Source organism: Planktomarina temperata RCA23, from assembly GCF_000738435.1.
GTDB lineage: Bacteria > Pseudomonadota > Alphaproteobacteria > Rhodobacterales > Rhodobacteraceae > Planktomarina > Planktomarina temperata.
The window spans coordinates 1,949,341-1,967,192 of the sequence record NZ_CP003984.1 but is presented as its reverse complement, the minus strand read 5'-3'; the positions used below and the strand labels follow the sequence as shown (position 1 = coordinate 1,967,192).

The 17,852-nt window shown below is 54.9% G+C and carries 21 protein-coding genes; 12 read left to right on the top strand and 9 right to left on the bottom strand.

Going from position 1 to position 17,852, the window contains the following annotated elements:
• Positions 1–80: 80 nt before the first annotated feature.
• Positions 81–1,058, bottom strand: coding sequence for an alpha/beta hydrolase (locus RCA23_RS09400; protein ID WP_044050098.1), 978 nt, complete (start codon positions 1,056–1,058; stop codon positions 81–83).
• A gap of 123 nt (positions 1,059–1,181) precedes the next feature.
• On the opposite strand from RCA23_RS09400, the gene RCA23_RS09395 reads away from it, so the two are divergent.
• A complete protein-coding gene (locus RCA23_RS09395) occupies positions 1,182–1,382 on the top strand; it encodes a hypothetical protein (RefSeq protein ID WP_081870944.1) in 201 nt (66 codons plus the stop codon).
• 77 nt (positions 1,383–1,459) lie between these two features.
• On the opposite strand, the gene serS is transcribed toward RCA23_RS09395, so the two are convergent.
• Complete coding sequence (gene serS, locus RCA23_RS09390) at positions 1,460–2,752, bottom strand: serine--tRNA ligase (RefSeq protein WP_044050097.1); 1,293 nt, start codon at positions 2,750–2,752, stop codon at positions 1,460–1,462.
• Positions 2,753–2,999: 247 nt separating this feature from the next.
• On the opposite strand from serS, the gene yajC reads away from it, so the two are divergent.
• Genes yajC through RCA23_RS09345 form a run of 9 tightly spaced genes read left to right on the top strand, consistent with a single transcriptional unit; the run spans position 3,000 to position 9,032 of the window.
• Entirely contained in the window at positions 3,000–3,281 is a 282-nt protein-coding gene (gene yajC, locus RCA23_RS09385) for a preprotein translocase subunit YajC (protein WP_044050096.1), read from the top strand.
• A 44-nt stretch (positions 3,282–3,325) separates the two neighbouring features.
• Positions 3,326–4,957 carry a protein translocase subunit SecD gene (secD, locus tag RCA23_RS09380; protein ID WP_044050095.1) on the top strand — a complete coding sequence of 544 codons (1,632 nt, stop codon included), beginning with the start codon at positions 3,326–3,328 and terminating at the stop codon, positions 4,955–4,957.
• Between the two features lie 3 nt (positions 4,958–4,960).
• On the top strand, positions 4,961–5,929 hold the full coding sequence (gene secF / locus RCA23_RS09375; RefSeq protein ID WP_044050094.1) for a protein translocase subunit SecF: 969 nt from the start codon (positions 4,961–4,963) through the stop codon (positions 5,927–5,929).
• Positions 5,929–6,282 (top strand): Mth938-like domain-containing protein, encoded by a 354-nt coding sequence (locus RCA23_RS09370; protein WP_044050093.1) that lies wholly within the window; start codon positions 5,929–5,931, stop codon positions 6,280–6,282. Before secF ends, RCA23_RS09370 begins: the two co-directional genes overlap by 1 nt.
• 3 nt (positions 6,283–6,285) lie before the next feature.
• Positions 6,286–6,900 (top strand): heme ABC exporter ATP-binding protein CcmA, encoded by a 615-nt coding sequence (gene ccmA, locus RCA23_RS09365; RefSeq protein ID WP_044050092.1) that lies wholly within the window; start codon positions 6,286–6,288, stop codon positions 6,898–6,900.
• Positions 6,897–7,553, top strand: a complete 657-nt coding sequence (ccmB, locus tag RCA23_RS09360; RefSeq protein ID WP_044050091.1) for a heme exporter protein CcmB — start codon at positions 6,897–6,899, stop codon at positions 7,551–7,553. Before ccmA ends, ccmB begins: the two co-directional genes overlap by 4 nt.
• A 30-nt stretch (positions 7,554–7,583) precedes the next feature.
• On the top strand, positions 7,584–8,354 hold the full coding sequence (gene ccmC, locus RCA23_RS09355) for a heme ABC transporter permease CcmC (protein WP_052377114.1): 771 nt from the start codon (positions 7,584–7,586) through the stop codon (positions 8,352–8,354).
• The gene (gene ccmD / locus RCA23_RS09350) at positions 8,351–8,503 is read left to right on the top strand and encodes a heme exporter protein CcmD (RefSeq protein WP_044050090.1); all 153 of its coding nucleotides are present in this window, start codon (positions 8,351–8,353) and stop codon (positions 8,501–8,503) included. Before ccmC ends, ccmD begins: the two co-directional genes overlap by 4 nt.
• Positions 8,496–9,032, top strand: coding sequence for a DsbE family thiol:disulfide interchange protein (locus RCA23_RS09345; RefSeq protein WP_044050089.1), 537 nt, complete (start codon positions 8,496–8,498; stop codon positions 9,030–9,032). The genes ccmD and RCA23_RS09345 overlap by 8 nt, the downstream gene beginning before the upstream one ends.
• 180 nt (positions 9,033–9,212) lie before the next feature.
• On the opposite strand, the gene acnA is transcribed toward RCA23_RS09345, so the two are convergent.
• Positions 9,213–11,900, bottom strand: a complete 2,688-nt coding sequence (acnA, locus tag RCA23_RS09340; RefSeq protein WP_044050088.1) for an aconitate hydratase AcnA — start codon at positions 11,898–11,900, stop codon at positions 9,213–9,215.
• A gap of 185 nt (positions 11,901–12,085) precedes the next feature.
• Between acnA and RCA23_RS09335 the strand changes: the two genes are divergently transcribed.
• Complete coding sequence (locus RCA23_RS09335) at positions 12,086–12,784, top strand: DUF1223 domain-containing protein (RefSeq protein WP_081870943.1); 699 nt, start codon at positions 12,086–12,088, stop codon at positions 12,782–12,784.
• A 47-nt stretch (positions 12,785–12,831) separates the two neighbouring features.
• On the opposite strand, the gene RCA23_RS09330 is transcribed toward RCA23_RS09335, so the two are convergent.
• The 6 genes from RCA23_RS09330 to purB form a co-directional block, all read right to left on the bottom strand.
• Entirely contained in the window at positions 12,832–13,731 is a 900-nt protein-coding gene (locus RCA23_RS09330) for a lysophospholipid acyltransferase family protein (RefSeq protein ID WP_052377113.1), read from the bottom strand.
• Positions 13,724–14,596: a DMT family transporter gene (locus RCA23_RS09325; RefSeq protein ID WP_044050087.1), complete on the bottom strand. Its 873-nt coding sequence runs from the start codon at positions 14,594–14,596 to the stop codon at positions 13,724–13,726. Before RCA23_RS09325 ends, RCA23_RS09330 begins: the two co-directional genes overlap by 8 nt.
• Complete coding sequence (locus RCA23_RS09320; protein WP_044050086.1) at positions 14,593–15,255, bottom strand: nitrile hydratase subunit alpha; 663 nt, start codon at positions 15,253–15,255, stop codon at positions 14,593–14,595. Before RCA23_RS09320 ends, RCA23_RS09325 begins: the two co-directional genes overlap by 4 nt.
• Complete coding sequence (locus tag RCA23_RS16865; RefSeq protein ID WP_044050085.1) at positions 15,255–15,512, bottom strand: SH3-like domain-containing protein; 258 nt, start codon at positions 15,510–15,512, stop codon at positions 15,255–15,257. The genes RCA23_RS09320 and RCA23_RS16865 overlap by 1 nt, the downstream gene beginning before the upstream one ends.
• Positions 15,509–15,841, bottom strand: coding sequence for an SH3-like domain-containing protein (locus RCA23_RS16860; RefSeq protein WP_044050084.1), 333 nt, complete (start codon positions 15,839–15,841; stop codon positions 15,509–15,511). The genes RCA23_RS16865 and RCA23_RS16860 overlap by 4 nt, the downstream gene beginning before the upstream one ends.
• Positions 15,842–15,924: 83 nt before the next feature.
• Complete coding sequence (purB, locus tag RCA23_RS09305; RefSeq protein WP_044050083.1) at positions 15,925–17,229, bottom strand: adenylosuccinate lyase; 1,305 nt, start codon at positions 17,227–17,229, stop codon at positions 15,925–15,927.
• A gap of 114 nt (positions 17,230–17,343) precedes the next feature.
• Here purB and RCA23_RS09300 point away from each other — a divergent pair, with 114 nt between their 5' ends.
• A complete protein-coding gene (locus RCA23_RS09300; RefSeq protein WP_052377112.1) occupies positions 17,344–17,823 on the top strand; it encodes a DUF6314 family protein in 480 nt (159 codons plus the stop codon).
• The last annotated feature ends 29 nt before the right edge of the window (positions 17,824–17,852 follow it).

The window sequence follows — 17,852 nt, the reverse complement described above, 5'->3', positions numbered from 1 at the left end:
TGTAAATGTTTTGGATCCACTAACATTATTGAATGACCTAAAATATCGGGATGCCATCCGGCCTCTTCAACGATCGCTCCTTAGTCTTCCAACAAGCCGATCTCCTGTGAATTCAATCCACCGACCTGCTCATCTCTTGCTGAATATAGATAAAGCATGTTTGATAAATCCGTGTTTTCCAAAAGCTTCGAATATCTGGGCAGGCCAACTGCAGCAAGTAAGGTGCTTTCTGCATTCGGACTGTAAGCAGTCCGTAGATACGGACTAAACTTGTGCACCCCTCGTACTTCCCTAGTTTCTTCGTACCTGCTGACATCGCCCACGTGATCAAAAATGAAATTTTGACCAATCGCAAAACGACGCACGAAATCAAGTGGCAGGTCCACACGCCCAGCCATCACCACAACCTTGTCAAAGTTATTTCCATACTCAGCCAAATACCCCAATGAGAGGAAAGCGCCCATCGAATGCCCCGCAAGCACGATGCGCTTTTCAGGAAATTGGGCCCGTATCGCGGTATATGCCGTATGGATGAGACGTAAATTTTCCTGCTGTTCCAGCCGCGCGTCTTCGACAGTCATGTCAGAGGCTTTTACTATTCCCATCTTAGCCACATTGGTCTGAAGCACATAGGCTACGAGCGCATCTTCCTCTAAAAATTGGACATAATCATCCGAGACACTGTCATCTGGCCCCCCTTGCAAAAATATTACAACAGTTTCTGCGTTCAGATATCCTTCTAACTTGAATGAAGCCAAATCACTTGTAAGCGCCAGTGGACTATAGCCTGGATAGGACGTGGCAATGTCACATTGATCTTCAAAACACCCCATGAGCGGTCGTTTAAAAGCAACAATTGGCACACATTTTCCGCTTTGCGCGTCTGCGATTTCGTCTGGAGCTGCGCATGCTGAATAAAGTTGGTCCAAGTAAACATTGCAGCTTATTTCTTTCTGCGTTCCGTCAGGCATTTGACAGCTTTGTGCGTAAACGGCCGAACTTTGCGAAAAGACCATGAATAAACCAAGCAATATAGTTTGAATAATAAATTTTTTCATTTTAAATCAACCTCCATATACCTATTTACGTACAAATTACATCTTCACCGGTCAACACCCAAAGGACTCGCGCCGCAGATTGAGCTTATGAGGCAGCAGCGCCATAGCTTTCTGTTAAATCAAATGATTTTGTATTTTAGCGCGCGCGCCAAGGGCAGGGCCGAGTGGTTCACCGGACGCATCGAGGGTGTCCTGCAAGGGCACCCGTTGAAATCAGGCGAAGATCTCAAACAGACACTCACGCGTCATCTATGGCTTTACAACCAACAGCTGCCACAACCAGTTTTGGGCGGCAAAACGCCCTTACTGGCCGTGAAAGACTGATACAAACTCAAACCAGAGCTGCTCAAGAAAAATTCTTACCAGATCTTACCGGATCGACTTGAGTGTTTAGATCTTCACTAGGCGAGGCTTCCGTCTGCGGAGATCTTACTGGCATTGCCCATATAGGGGCGTAACACTTTTGGGATCTCGACTGAGCCATCGGCCTGCTGGCCATTTTCGAGCACAGCAATCAAACACCGGCCCACCGCAAGGCCTGAGCCGTTCAATGTATGGACAAACTCTGGCTTTCCGCCGCCTGCGGGGCGGAACCGCGCGTTCATACGGCGGGCTTGGAAGTCGCCACAAACAGAGCAAGAGCTGATTTCGCGATAAGCATTCTGCCCGGGCAACCAGACTTCGATGTCATGGGTGCGACGGGCGCCAAACCCCATATCCCCGACACAAAGCGCCACGGTGCGATAGGGCAACTCCAAACGCTCCAAAATTCCCTCGGCACATTTGGTCATGCGGTCAAGCTCGGTGCGGGAGTGATCGGGATGGGTGACAGAGACCATCTCCACCTTTTCAAACTGATGCTGGCGCAGCATCCCGGCGGTGTCGCGCCCCGCGCTGCCCGCTTCCGAACGAAAACACAGGGAATGGGCCGTGTAGCGACGTGGCAACTGGGTTTCGTCCAGGGTGAGGCCGGAGACGATATTGGTCAAAGTCACCTCAGAGGTTGGGATCAGCCACCAGCCATTGGTGGTTTGATAGCTATCCTCGGCAAATTTCGGCAATTGCCCCGTGCCGCGCATGGCCTCGTCGCGCACCAAGACGGGGGTGTTGGTTTCGGTCAAACCATTTTCATTCACATGGGTGTCGAGCATGAACTGCGCCAATGCTCTGTGCATACGGGCGATGGCGCCTGAGAGGATTACAAAGCGGCTGCCGGAAATTTTGCCGGCGGTTTCAAAGTCTAACCCGTCTTGCGTGGCGGGTAGCTCAAAGTGTTCTTTCGGCGCAAACTCAAAGGTCGCCGGTGTGCCCCAGCGGCGAATTTCGACGTTATCGGCCTCATCAGCCCCATGGGGCGTGTCGTCATAGGGCAGGTTGTCGATGCCCATCAACACATCGGTCAGCGCCTCATCCTTGACTTTGGCTTGCTCGGTCAGATTGGCCACCTGTGCCTTTTTCTCACTGACCAAGCCGCGCAGACGCTCAAATTCGGCCTCATCACCTTTGGCCTTGGCCGCGCCAACCTGTTTGCTGGCGCTGTTGATGTCTGCTTGAGCGGCTTCTGCCTCTTGGATGCAGGCCCGGCGCTCTGAATCTAGAGCTAAGATCTGAGACGAGACCGGCGCTTTGCCACGGCGCGCAAGGGCGGCATCAAAGGCAGCGGGGTTTTCGCGGATCGCACGGATGTCATGCATCTCTTATCTCCTAGATCAAGAATCACTGGCCCGTTTATGCCGAAACCTGAGCGGAGGGTCACGGGGCAATTTTCAGAGCCCATTGCTGGATGGATTGGCGCTGCAACACCAGTTGAACCCGCTCTGGCAAAAAAACGGTAAACTTCCGAGTAGGAGGCCTGCAATCCCTTGCAAAGCGGCCCCCTAAACCATAGGTTCTGCCAGAACTTGCGGCGCGGTGCCGTGTGACGAAATTTATGGGGTCATTATGGACACTTTAAGCACATTCATGTTTCCGATGCTCATCATCGGTATTTTCTATTTGTTGGTTTTTCGCCCACAGCAGAAAAAGATGAAAGAACATCAAAGTATGGTGAACAACCTGGCCAAAGGCGATGAGGTCGTGACAGCCGGCGGCTTGATTGGCAAAGTGACCAAAGTCAAAGCCGACAGCAATGAAATTGAAGTTGAACTGGCCAAAGATATTCGGGTCAATGTGGTGCAAGCCACCATCGCCGACGTGCGCAGCAAGCCCAAGCCTGCCAGCTAAACCCTTCAGCGTGTTAAGACAGGCCTGAGGCCGGGAGCAAAAAGATGTTGCATATCGAAGGTTGGAAGCGGGTCGTGATTTGGGCGACCTGCGCGCTTGGGCTGCTTTTTGCCCTGCCCAATGGCTTCTATGGCCAAGTTGAATCCTATAATGACGCCCAAGAGGCGGGGCAGGAGGCCACAGGCTGGCCATCCTTCCTTCCGTCGGGGTTGGTCAATCTTGGACTTGATTTGCGTGGTGGTGCGCATTTGCTTGGCGAGGTGAAGCTCGAGGAAGTCTATACCACTCGGCTCGAAGGCTTCTGGCCAGAAGTGCGCAATGCCCTGCGCGACGAGCGTGCGACGATCGGTGCGATCCGCCAGCAGGAAGGCGGTGCCGGCGAACTTGTCGTGCGTATTGGCAACCCTGAGCAAATGGATCGCGCTATAGAAGTGGTGCAAACCCTGGCGCGCCCTTTGGCTTCGCTGACCGGTGGGATGACCGACGATATTGTCGTTTCGGCGCTTGGCAATAATTTGATTGTCACCCTATCAGAGGCTGAGCAACTGGCGACTGATGATCGAACCATGGCACAATCCCTAGAGATTATTCGTCGCCGGGTGGATGAGGCGGGCACGCGAGAGCCGACCATCCAGCGCCAAGGCAAAGACCGGATCTTGATCCAGGTGCCCGGCCTTGGCTCGGCGCAAGAGCTCAAGGATCTGATTGGGGTTCCTGCGCTTTTGACGTTTCAAACTGTCGTTGGCAGGTCCAGCAATCCAAATGGAGCAACTGGTGTCGGCAATGAGCTATTGCCCGCAGCCGATAATCCAGACTTATATTATATTTTAGAGCGAACCCCTGTGGTTACGGGTGAAGAGCTCACCGATGCTCAGCCGTCTTTTGATCGAAATGGCCGCCCGGCGGTGAACTTCCGCTTCAACACCTCGGGCGCGCGAAAATTCGGACAATATACAACTGACCATGTGGGCGAGCCATTTGCGATTGTGCTTGATGATCAGGTGATCTCAGCACCGGTGATTGAGGTGCCAATCACGGGGGGCTCTGGTATCATTACGGGCAATTTTGATGTAGCAGAAAGCACGCGGCTGGCCACATTATTGCGGGCGGGCTCACTGCCGGCGAGCTTGGAGTTTCTCGAAGAGCGCACTGTGGGGCCAGAATTGGGGCAAGACAGTATTGATGCGGGAAAAATCGCCTGTCTTGTTGGGTTTGCCGCCGTGTTGATCTTTATGTTTCTCTCCTATGGCACCTTCGGGATCTTCGCCAATATTGCGCTGTTGATCAACGTAGGGTTGATGTTTGGGCTTTTGTCGATGATCGGCGCTACGTTGACCCTGCCGGGGATTGCGGGGATTGTGCTGACCATTGGGATGGCGGTGGATGCCAATGTGCTGGTGTTTGAACGCATTCGCGAGGAATTGAAAACCGCCAAAGGCCCGGCGCGGGCTATTGAGCTGGGCTATGAAAAAGCGCTCTCAGCTATTGTTGATGCCAATATTACGACATTTTTGACCGCCGCCATCCTTTTCATTATGGGGGCCGGCCCGGTCAAAGGTTTTGCCGTCACGCTGGGTCTGGGGATCATCACCTCGGTTTTCACAGCGATCTTTGTGACAAGGGCCATGGTTGTGATCTGGTTTGAACGGCGCAAGCCAAAAACACTGGAGGTGTAGGGGATGCGTTTAAGATTGGTAAAACAGCAAACAGCATTCGATTTCTTTGAAAAATGGAAATTGTGGCTGGGTGTGTCGGCGTTGCTCGTGGTGCTGTCCATTGCGTCAACCGTGACCCAAGGGCTGAATTTTGGCATTGATTTCAAAGGCGGCACGACCATCCGCGCCGAGAGCAGCACGCCGATTGATGTGGCCGCATACCGCCAAGCCATCGAGCCGCTGGCCCTGGGCGATGTGTCGATTGCTGAAGTGTTTGACCCCAGCTTCCGTGACGATCAGCATGTGGCGCAAATCCGCATCCAAGCGCAAGACGGGCAGGAGGCCGTGGCCTCAGACGTGGTGGCGCAGCTTGAAAGCTCCTTGCGCAATATTGCACCAGATATTCGTTTTCCTTCCGTGGAGTCGGTGGGGCCGAAGGTCTCTGGCGAGTTGATCAAATCCGCGGTCTTAGCTGTGGTGATCGCCATTGCCGTTGTGCTGATCTACATTTGGCTGCGCTTTGAATGGCAATTTGCGCTCGGCGCCGTGGGGGCTTTGGTGCATGACGTGATTTTGACCATCGGAATTTTCTCAGCCCTGCAAATCAAATTTGATCTGGCGATTATCGCGGCCTTGCTGACCATCGTCGGCTATTCGTTGAATGATACGGTGGTGGTGTTTGACCGGGTGCGGGAAAACCTGCGGCGCTATAAGAAGAAAGATTTGAGCGACGTGCTCAACCTGTCGATCAATGAGACCCTTAGCCGGACCGTGATGACCTCGGTGACGACCCTATTGGCGCTGATATCCCTTTTTGTGCTGGGTGGCGACGTGATCCGCGGGTTCGTCTTTGCGATGATTTGGGGTGTGATGGTTGGGACATATTCTTCGGTCTTTGTTGCCAGCTCCACGCTGCTGCGCTTGGGCGTGAAACGCGATTGGTCCAAGCCCAGCAATACGGATGGCAATCAATTTGCCAATATTGATGCGTAATGCAGCTCTCTGAGATCACCTTTGAGACTGGCCGCCCGGTGGACGGCTATGGCCCGAATTTCTTTCGCGTTGCCGGTGAGGTCTTTGAGGGAAAATTGGCCATTCTGCCGGGGTCTTGCGGCCCTTGGGCTGGGTTTGATGATCCAAGCCCCTTTGTCGATGCGGCCAAGGACTTGGATGTGGTTTTCGTGGGAACGGGAGCGCAGATTGCCCATATTCCACCGAATTTTCGCGCCACACTTGAGGGGGCCGGAATAGGGGTGGAGATCATGAATTCGCCCACAGCCTGCCGCACCTATAATATTTTATTGTCTGAGGGCCGCCGCATTGGCTTGGCCCTGATCCCGGTCTAAACGATGCTGCAAGTCTCAAACCTAAGCGTGGCGCGGGGGGGGATGACATTGCTCTGCGGGGTTGATTTTTCGCTCAGTGCTGGACAGATTTTGGTGCTGCGAGGGGCCAATGGGCTTGGCAAAACCAGTCTGTTGCGGTGTATTGCCGGGCTGCAAGACCCGGTGGAGGGGCAGATCACCGCGCCTGAGACAGTGGCCTATTCGGGCCATGCAGACGGTCTAAAGGGCCAAATGACCGTGCTGGAAAATCTTGCGTTTTGGGCATCCATTTATCATGGGCCAAGCCCGGATGTGGCGCTAGATTCCTATGATCTGCGCGCATTGGCCGATCGGCCGGCCGCCAATCTCTCTGCTGGACAAAAACGCCGCCTCGGTTTGGCGCGTATGCAGGTCAGTGGCTGCGCGCTTTGGGTGATGGATGAGCCGACGGTGTCGCTGGACGCGCATAACGTGGCATTGTTTCGCGCGGTGCTTGATCGGCATGTGCACAGCGGCGGTGCCGCCGTGATCACCACCCATATTGACCTAGAGATTGCGTCAGCGCAGCTGTTGGATCTAACCCGCTTTAAGGCGCGCGGGCTATCTGGCAGTTCGGCCTTTGAGGAGGCCTTGGAATGATCCAATTGTTTTTGCGCGATGTTGGCTTGTCTGTGAGGTCTGGGGGCGGATTCGGCCTGGCCTTGATTTTCTATTTGATTGTAGTGACCTTGATCCCCTTCGCGCTTGGCCCAGATCAGGCAGGGCTGGCGATCATTGCACCGGGCGTTTTGTGGCTCGGGGCGCTTTTGGCCTGTCTGCTCTCATTGGATCGTATTTTTGGCCTCGATTATGAGGATGGCACGCTCGATCTCCTCGCGACGTCGCCCTTGCCGCCTGAGGCTGTCTATATCGCCAAGGCTGCAGCGCATTGGTTGACCACAGGCCTGCCCTTGTCTCTGGCCGCACCAGTCTTGGGCGTGTTGTTGAATCTCGACTTTGAAACCGGTAAAGTCCTGTGTCTGTCGCTCGTGTTGGGCACTCCGGCCTTGAGCTTGATTGGTGCCTTTTGCGCGAGTCTGACCCTCGGCGTCAAACGCGGAGGGCTGTTGCTCTCGCTTTTGGTTCTGCCGCTTTATGTGCCCAGTCTGATTTTTGGCGCGCAGGCGGTGCGATTGGCGGGGCAGGGGTTGGCCTATGATGTGGCTTTGGTGCTTTTATCGGCCATTTCGCTTGGGGCTGCGGCGATATTGCCCTTTGCATCTGGAGCCGCTTTGCGGATCAACTTAAGATGAGGGGCGCGTGACAGTAATGGGGTTAAATCGATGAACAACAGACCAATTGCGCCGAGATTTTGGGACAGGTTTTGGCGTTTGGCCAATCCGAAAGTCTTTATGGGCTGGTCTGGTCGTCTCCTGCCCTGGATTGCGGCCGCGGCTGCGTTATCTCTGTGTTCTGGATTGATTTGGGGTTATTTTTTGACGCCAGATGATATGCGGCAGGGCTCGACTGTGAAGATCATCTATCTGCATGTGCCGGCCGCTTTGATGGCGATCAACGGGTATCTGCTCATGTTTGTGGGGGCGCTGGTCTGGTTGATCCGCCGGCAGCATGTCTCTGTTCTCGCGGCCAAGGCGGCAGCTCCCGTGGGCATGGTGATGACACTGATCGCCCTGACCACCGGGGCTATTTGGGGGCAGCCGATGTGGGGCACCTATTGGGTTTGGGATCCCCGGTTGACCAGTTTTTTGATCCTCTTTTTATTCTATGTGGGCTATATCGCCCTGTGGGCGGCGATTGAGGATGAAGACTCGGCGGCAGATTTAACCTCGGTCTTGGCGATTGTGGGAGCGGTTTTTGCCATGTTGAGCCGATACGCGGTGCTGTTTTGGAATCAAGGGCTACACCAAGGCACAACCGTAACCGTGGCCGATGGGGCGAAACAGGAAAATATTTCTAATGTCTTTTTCCAGCCGCTGCTCCTATCGATGGCCGGGTTTGGGCTGTTGTTTTTGACATTGTTGTTGGTTGGCACGCGCACGGAGGTACGGTCGCGTCGGCTGAAGGTATTGCAAGCACGGGAGCGGATGGAATGATGCCAGATCTGGGAAAATATGCCTTAGAAGTCAACAGTTCCTATGCGCTGAGCCTCTTGGCTCTCGCGGCAATCACTGGGCTCTATCTGCGGCGCAGCCGTGCAGTAAAGCGCGCTTTGGCAGCGCAGGAGGCGGCTCAGGATGCGTAAACTGCTGTTGGCATTGCCGGTTGTGATCTTTGCAGTATTTGCTGGGCTGGCCTTTGTTGGGATGCAGCGAGAGGATCCAGAGGGCCTGCCAAGCGCCATCGCAGGCCAGCAGGCACCGAAAGTCCAGCTCGATCCCCTGGAGGGGCATGTGCCCTTTGCACAGGCGGATTTGACCAGCGGCGGGGTGAAATTGGTTAATTTCTGGGCCAGCTGGTGCGCACCCTGCCGGGCTGAGCATCCAACACTGATGGATTTTTCCGATCGCGGCATTCCGGTGTATGGCGTGAACTATAAAGACAACCCTGCCAAAGCACGCGCTTTTTTGGCGGAACTGGGCAATCCTTATGCTTTGGCCGGAGCGGATCCTCAGGCGAGGATGGCGCTGGATTGGGGGGTTTATGGCTTGCCGGAGACCTTTGTTCTGGCACCCGATGGAACTGTGATCATGCGTGTGACTGGCCCGCTGACGGCGCGCAATTTGCAAACGCGTGTGATGCCGGCGCTGGCAGAGGCAGGGTTGGAATTCTAAGGAAAATCAAACGTGCAGACAGGTCTTGCGGTCTTGAATGCACAAAAGGCCTCTGGCTAACGCCAGTTCAACACGAAATGAGGGCAGCGCCTGCCGTGGGGCAGGCAGGCGCTGCCCGGTGTTCCCACCGGGCCTAATGTTTTGACGGGGCGGTAGGGTTATTCAGACGCTGTTCCAACCCTATGCGGCTTTGGCCAGGTTGCGCAGCACATAGTGCAGCACGCCGCCATTTTCGATGTAATCAATCTCAACTTCCGTATCGATCCGGCACTTTAGGGTGATGGATTTAACAGAGCCGTCTGACATGGTGATTTCTGCGGGCACCTCTTGCAGAGGTTTGACCCCTTCGAGGCCGTGGATTGAGACGGTTTCATCGCCCTTGAGGCCAAGGCTCTTACGGGTATCCCCGCCTGTGAGCTCAAAAGGAATAACACCCATGCCCACCAGGTTTGAGCGGTGAATACGCTCAAAGCTTTCCGCAATCACGGCTTTAACCCCCAAAAGCGCAGTGCCTTTTGCCGCCCAATCGCGGCTGGAGCCGGCACCATATTGTTCGCCGCCAAAGATGACCAATGGGGTGCCTTGCTCCTGATAGGCCATTGCCGCGTCAAAGATCGCCATTTGGCTTCCGTCTGGACCGAGTGTGTAGCCGCCCTCGACCCCATCGAGCATCTCATTCTTGATGCGGATATTGGCGAAGGTGCCGCGCATCATCACCTCGTGATTGCCGCGACGCGAGCCATAGGAGTTGAACTCTCGCGGGCTGACTTGGCGCTCGGTGAGATATTTACCAGCTGGGGTTGTGTCTTTGAAAGAGCCGGCGGGCGAGATATGATCCGTGGTGATCATATCACCCAAAATTGCCATAACCTTGGCGTCCTCAAGATCGGTGATCTTGTGAGTTTCCATCGTAATGCCTTGGAAATAGGGTGGATTTTGCACATAGGTCGAGGCGGCGGGCCAATCGTAGGTTTTTTGATTGGTCACATCCACGGCCTGCCATTTCTCATCGCCCTTAAACACATCGGCATATTTCGACAAGAAGGCCTCACGGGTCACCGTCGCTTCCACCATTTCGGCAACCTCTTGCGTGGTGGGCCAGATGTCTTTGAGGTAGACGTCATTGCCGTCGCGGTCTTGGCCAATCACATCTGTGGCCAAGTTAATGTCCAAAGTGCCAGCCAAAGCATAGGCCACCACCAGGGGGGGCGAGGCCAGATAATTGGCGCGGACATCTGGGGAGATGCGCCCTTCAAAGTTTCTGTTGCCGGACAGCACCGCAGTGGCGACGAGATCGCCCTCTGAAATGGCCGCAGAAATTTCTGGTTGCAGCGGGCCGGAGTTGCCGATGCAGGTGGTGCACCCATAGCCAACAAGGTTGAAGCCGACCGCATCAAGATCTTTTTGCAGATCAGCAGCTTCCAGATAGGCGGAGACCACTTGCGAGCCAGGGGCCAGGGAGGTTTTCACCCAAGGTTTGCTGTCCATCCCCAAAGCCGCTGCCTTGCGCGCAACCAAACCGGCGCCAATCATCACATAGGGATTGGAGGTATTGGTGCAGGAGGTGATGGACGCAATCACAACTTTGCCCGATTCCATCGTGTACTCTTCGCCAGCGACTGCAATTTTCTTGCCCATGGGGCGTTTGAAAGTCTCTTCCATTTCGCGGCGGAAGGCATTTTGGCCCTCGGTCAATGCGACAAAATCCTGAGGACGTTTGGGGCCGGAAATTGCAGGCACGATCGTGCCCATGTCCAGATGCAATGTGTCGGTATAGATCGGCGCATAAGTCTCATCGCGCCAGAAGCCATTTTCTTTTGCATAGGCTTCCACCAAGGCCACACGATCTTCATCGCGGCCGGTGGCATGTAGATAGCGGATGGTTTCGTCGTCGATCGGGAAAAACCCGCAGGTGGCGCCGTATTCGGGAGCCATATTGGCGATGGTTGCGCGATCTGCGAGGGGCAAATTGTCGAGGCCCGTGCCGTAGAATTCTACGAATTTACCCACAACACCGCGTGCGCGCAGCATTTCGACCACTTTGAGCACCAAATCCGTGCCGGTGGTGCCTTCCATCATGGCCCCTGTCAGCTCAAAGCCAACAACTTCTGGGATCAGCATTGAAATAGGTTGACCCAGCATGGCCGCTTCAGCCTCAATACCGCCAACACCCCAGCCCAAGACCGCCGCGCCATTGACCATAGTCGTGTGGCTGTCGGTGCCGACCAAAGTATCAGGATAGGCAACCTCTTGACCGTTCTGGTCTTGGTCGGTCCACACTGTTTGGGATAAGTATTCGAGATTAACCTGGTGGCAGATGCCAGTGCCGGGCGGGACAACGCGGAAGTTGTTAAAGGCCGATTGACCCCATTTTAGGAAGGTATAGCGCTCCATATTGCGCTCATATTCCCGATCAACATTCATTTGAAAGGCGCGGGGGGTGCCAAATTCATCGATCATGACCGAATGGTCAATCACCAGATCCACCGGGTTTAGCGGGTTGATCTTTTCAGGATCCCCCCCAAGAGCGACAATCCCATCGCGCATCGCGGCAAGATCAACCACGGCTGGCACGCCGGTAAAATCCTGCATCAAAACGCGGGCCGGGCGATAGGCAATTTCGCGCGGGTTTTTCCCACCTTTTGCGCCCCATTCGGCAAAGGCCTTAATATCGTCAACAGATACGGTCTTTCCGTCCTCGAACCGCAGCATATTTTCCAACACCACTTTTAGGGCGGCGGGAAGACGTGAGAAGTCACCCAATCCTGCGGCCTGAGCTGCGGGAATTGAATAATAAGCGATGCTTTTGCTGCCCACAGTCAAAGTGCGGCGTGTTTTAGCAGTGTCCTGCCCAACAACTACGGTCATGAAAATCTCCAGGATTGAAAGGATGTTGAGGCCTCTTATCAGCTGTGGCACTTGAGGATCAAGAGGTTTCGCATACATTTGTATACCAAAAAGGGATTTTTGTAACATCTGCGCACGATTGATTGATTGGCCAGTTACATTTGGATGTTCTATGATCTTAGATAATGATTCAGGAACCGACCCTTATGCGCCTCATTGCTGCACAATTTCTTTGCCTCCTCACGCTTATCGTCCCCAATTTTAGCTATGGGCAGAATGCGCCGGTGGTGGTTGAGCTGTTCTCCTCCCAAGGCTGCTCTTCCTGCCCACCGGCGGATGAATATTTGGTAGAGCTCGCCCAGAAAAGAGATATTATCGCTCTGGGATGGCATGTGGATTATTGGGATTATATCGGCTGGGAAGATATCTTTGCCCATCCCGCCTTTACAGAGCGCCAAAAAGCCTATGCGCGGGCGTTGAACGAGCGGATGATTTACACACCGCAATTTATCGTCAACGGGACCGAAAGCTCTGTTGCAGGCCAACGCGCGGAGGTCGCAGCTCTTATCCAAAAATATGAGCAATTGGCACCGGGGGCAGATCTATCCATCCGGCGGATGGGGACGTCCTATGAAATAACTTTGCAAAACGCTTATTATTCGGGTCCCTATGATGTCCATCTTGTGAGTGTTTCACCCTTGGAGACTGTCGAGATTTACCGGGGGGAGAATGCGGGGCGGCGCATAGATTATGCCAATATTGTGACCGAATGGCACAATCTAGGCCGCTGGGACGGCCTGTGGCCCACCACGTTTGAGACAGGGGTATTGGGGCCAGGGCGTTATGCTGTTTTGGTGCAATATGAAGATAATGGTGAGATTATCATCGCCGATTGGGTGAATTAGCGGCTGGGGTAAATTTGGCGAGCAGGCTGCCAGCGCCCCTTTGAGCCTTACTCTGAAGGCGGGCGATATTTCCAGCGCCGATGGATCCAAAACCAATTTCCCGGATCGGCATGCACCCGTTCTTCTAGGGATTTTGTCGCTTCTCGTGTCATTGTCTCGGCATCGCTGTGCTCAATCGGCGCGCCGATCTCAACGCTAAAACTGTCCCCATCCCGATTTCGCATTGAGAAATAGGGCACAAACAGGGCTTTTGCTTTCAGTGCGAAATTTGCCGCTGTCACCGAGCAATAAACCCGGCGCCCCATGAAATGCACCGTAATGCCGTGGCCGACAGCCAGGTCGAGCAATAAGACAAGCGCCGCGCCGGTTTTCAAGGATTTCAACATGGCCAACGTGCCGTATCTGTCGGCCTCAAAGACTGGGCCACCGCGCCCATTGATGTCGAGCATACGCTTATATTGCACATCAAAATAGGGATTGGCCATGCGCCGAACCATGCCCCCAACCTTGATCCCATGTTTGAAAAGCGCGGCACGGAAGGCTTCATGATTCCCAAAATGCCCGGAATAAAACATGATCGGACGGCCGTCCTTATGGGCCTTTAGCACAGCCTCAAGCCCCGCGCCGTGCAGCTTGATTTCGGGATTTTGTGCGTGAAACTGCGCTGGGAACATATTTTCCGTAAAGGTGCGTCCAGCATTGTCGAGTACCTGATCGGCAATCTTCAATTTTTGGTCCTGTGGCATATCGGGATAAATTAGGTCCAGATTGTCCATAACCCGCTTGCGATACCCAAGCAGGCGGCCCAATACACCGCGGAGACAGGCGCCAACCCAGCGATTACGCAGCCGGTAAGGCACCAGCCACATTCCGCAAAAAAAAGCCATGATCGCCGCATGTCCGAGCTTTTGGCGCAGTGTTCCGCGCGGTTTGCCAGTTTTAGCCATTGTCGTCCTGAGCTTGGATGAGCCTCTCACGATACCACACATATATTCCAGCAGTTACAATAACAACCGCGCCAAGGAGTGTGAAGCCATCTGGTGTCTCGCCAAAGAGCACAAGTCCGAAGATCACAGCAAAAAGCAGCCCGGCGTAGCCATAGGGCGCGATATCGCCGGCAGGGGCCGCCGCAAAGGCGCGGATCATCAACAAATGTCCCAAAATGCCAAAGCCGATTAGCGCTGCCACAATCGGGATCTCGGCGAGGGAAATGGGCTGCCAAAAGAAGGGCACCATCACAGAGGAGAATATCGTGCCAAAGACGCCTTGCAAGAATAACGCGGTCCAAGGGCCATCGCTGCGCACAAAACGCGTGGCCAGGGCATAGACCGTGAAACCAATCGCCCCAAGCAGTGGAAATGCGGAGGCCGGTGACATAACTGACGATCCCGGCCGGATGATCAGCATCGCCCCAAGAAAGGCGGCGGCTATGCCAAGAATGCGGCGGCGGCCGATGGTTTCGCCCAAGACCAGCACCGCACCCAGCGTCACCATCACAGGGCCAAGTTGAATCAAGGCTGTAGCATCTGCCAGCGGCAAATAGATAATACCCAGAAAAAACATATAGCTGCTGAATGTTGTGGCCAATCCGCGCAGCATATGCAGTTTGGTATGCGCGCTGGTGAACAGCGCGCGCCGGGCAATTAACAATCCGGCGCCAACAACCAGAGCCTGTGAGACAAAGCGCAGCCAGACAATCTGCGCCACCGGAATGCTATGGCCTAGGTTTTTGGCCATGACATCCATTGAGGCCATGCAGAACACCCCTGCAACCATGAGCGCAGCACCTTTTTGCGCGGCGGTTAGGGTCATTGTGGCGCTTGCGGCAGACCCATGCCGATCATACTGTCGCGCGTGACCCAGGCGGCTAGCTCCTCTTCGGTCAGGCCAAGACTTGCCTCCGGTTGGGCTGGCAGCACAATGTAGCGCATATCGGCGGTGCTGTCGTGCACCCGCACTTGCATCTGCTCGGGGAGCTCTAGGCCGAATTCAGACAGGACTTTGCGCGGTTCAATCACGGTTCGAGATCGATAGGCGCGCGATTTGTACCAGTCGGGCGGCAGGCCCAGCAGATTGCGCGGGTAGCAAGAGCAGAGTGTACATACCACAACGTTATGCACCTCTTTGGTGTTTTCCAGAGCAATCAAATGCATCGGGCCAATGTCAAATCCCATCGCCCGGCTGGCCGCGCCCGCATCGGCGAGCAGCGCTGCTTTGAATTCAGGATCCACCCAGGCCCGGGCCACAACGCGCGCGCCATTGGCCGGGCTGCGGCTGTCCATCGCGTTGATCTGTGCATGAATTTGCGCGGCGGTCAGATACCCTTTTTCGATAAGCAATTCGCGCAGGGCAATCTCCATCGCCTGCCAATAGCTCAAGTTGGTGTCGTTATCAGCGCGATAGGGATGGCCCGAGGGGGACAGGCCGTCATGGCTGTGGTCATGCTCGTGGTCGTGGTGATCATGGGGCATTAGACAGGCTCCAACCAATGGGCATAGATTTCCGCTTCGATCACATCCTCACCGCGCTCGGCACGCGCCCCCCAAATATCGGCCATACGAAAGCGAACGCGGACCAGCTCTCGCTGTGGACCTGTTTGGCGATAAGCGGTTTCTTCGGGGTTGTTAAATAGCCCAATGCGCCGTTCAATTTGCCCTATTTTGCCGCGTAGATAGGCCGGCGTGCGGATATGGCCGGGCGGCCAATGGGATTTGATGCGCACTTTCATGAGGCCGCGCCATAGGTTGCCCCTCGGGCGCGCACTTCGGCCATTTTTGCCCCCAATTCTTCAGTGGTGACAGCACCGGCTTCCACCATGTTTTGCGCGATGGAGGCGATCCAGCGCTCATAATATGTCATGGTTTCATAAGCATCTGCCCCCATATCTTCCAATACGCGGCGCAGGCTGTCGGTGGTCATCAATCCGGCGGCAGAGGTGAGCACCATCAGCGCATCCACTCTTTTTTCCCAAAGGGCGAAATCATGTTCTTCTGGAGTGATAGGCCCGGCAGGATCTCCGCCCATATCATGCCAGCGTTTTCCAAAAAATTCTGTCATGCCGAGAAACTAGGCGCGTGGTCAAACTTTGTCCAGCACCCGATGTGCCCCCCACGTCCAAATTGGCGCAGGGAGCAGAAGGCTCAAGCGCCGAAGACGCGGGCGAAAATCGTGTCCACATGTTTGGTGTGATAGCCAAGATCGAATTTGTCTTCGATTTCTTCTATGGACATGGCGGCCGTCACTTCCGGATCAGCTTTCAATTCCGTCAAGAAATCTGCTCCTTGCTCCCAGACCCGCATCGCATTGCGTTGCACGAGGCGGTAGCTGTCTTCACGGCTTACGCCTTTTTGCGTCAGCGCCAGCAAGACCCGCTGGGAATGCACCAAGCCACGAAATTTGTTCATATTTGCGATCATATTGTCTGGATAGATCACCAATTTATCAATCACACCGGTCAGCCGGGCGAGGGCGAAATCAAGAGTGATGGTCGCATCGGGGCCGATGGCCCGCTCGACGGAGCTGTGAGAGATGTCCCGCTCATGCCATAGGGCCACGTTTTCCATCGCTGGCACCACTGCCATCCGCACAATCCGGGCCAAACCGGTGAGGTTTTCGGTCAGAACCGGGTTGCGCTTATGTGGCATGGCGGAGCTGCCCTTTTGCCCTTTGGAGAAAAACTCTTCGGCTTCCAACACTTCGGTGCGCTGCATATGGCGAATTTCAATGGCGATATTCTCAATGGAGCTGGCCACAACGCCGAGCGTGGCGAAGAAGGCTGCGTGTCGATCGCGCGGGATGACTTGCGTGCTGATGGGTTCTGGTTTCAGCCCCAATTGCGCGCAAACATGCTCTTCAACGGCAGGGTCGATATTGGCAAAGGTGCCAACCGCGCCGGAAATCGCGCCCGTGGCAATCTCATCACGGGCCGTGCGCATGCGCGCCAGGTTGCGATCCATTTCCGCATAGAACCGCGCAAAGGTTAGTCCCATGGTCACAGGCTCGGCATGGATGCCATGGCTGCGGCCGATGCGAACGGTGTCTTTATGCTCCAGCGCGCGGCGCTTTAAAGCGGCCAGAAGGGCTTCGATATCAGCAATTAGGATATCTGCGGCCCGGGTGAGCTGTACGTTCAAAGTGGTGTCCAAGACGTCGGAGCTGGTCATGCCTTGATGGACAAAGCGCGCCACATCCCCGCCGATAATATCGGAAAGATGGGTTAAAAAGGCGATGACGTCGTGTTTTGTGACCGCTTCGATGGCATCAATTTTTGCCACATCGAACTCGACATCTTTCGCGGTCCACACTGCATCCGCATTGGCCTGCGGAATCACGCCCAATTTGGCCTGCGCATCACAGGCATGTGCTTCGATTTCATACCAGATGCGAAATTTCGTTTTGGGTGACCAGATATCAACCATTTCAGGGCGGGAGTAACGTTCGATCATAGGATCATGGCCTTTTGAGTTGGGAGCGGATGGCTGCCTCTTAGACTGCCGGGCGCGTGGGTTCAAGCGCAGCCACCGGGTTTGATTGCCGGGCAGGAGGTGGTAGAGAAGGCTATGACACCTAAGAGCGCCGCACCCCTGCCACAGCTGCCACTCGGCCTTGATGATTTCATGGGCCATAGCTGGGATATCACCCGGCAGATCTGCGACCACCACCAAGATCAAACCGTGCAATTCAAGGGTCAGTGCTACTTTGACAGCGGCTGGTATCATGAGGACGGGCAGCTGATTTTGGCGCATAGCCCACCTCTTGCTAGCAGCCGGCGCTATCGCTGGCGCCCGGGCGCGGGGGGCGGGATTGATGTCTACTTTGAAGACGACAGATTTTTTCACCACATTGATCTGACGCAGAGCCCCCCTACGGCGCATCATCATTGCCAGCCGGATGACTATCATGTGGCCTATGATTTTGCGCGTTGGCCTGATTGGACGGCGCATTGGCAGGTGAGCGGGCCGCGCAAGCGCTATGATATGCACTCTTGTTATCGCAAACGCACAGATGAGCCCTTGCGAAGCGCCAATGACAAAGGCTAAGTCTGAACCACGAAACAAAAGGAAATTTC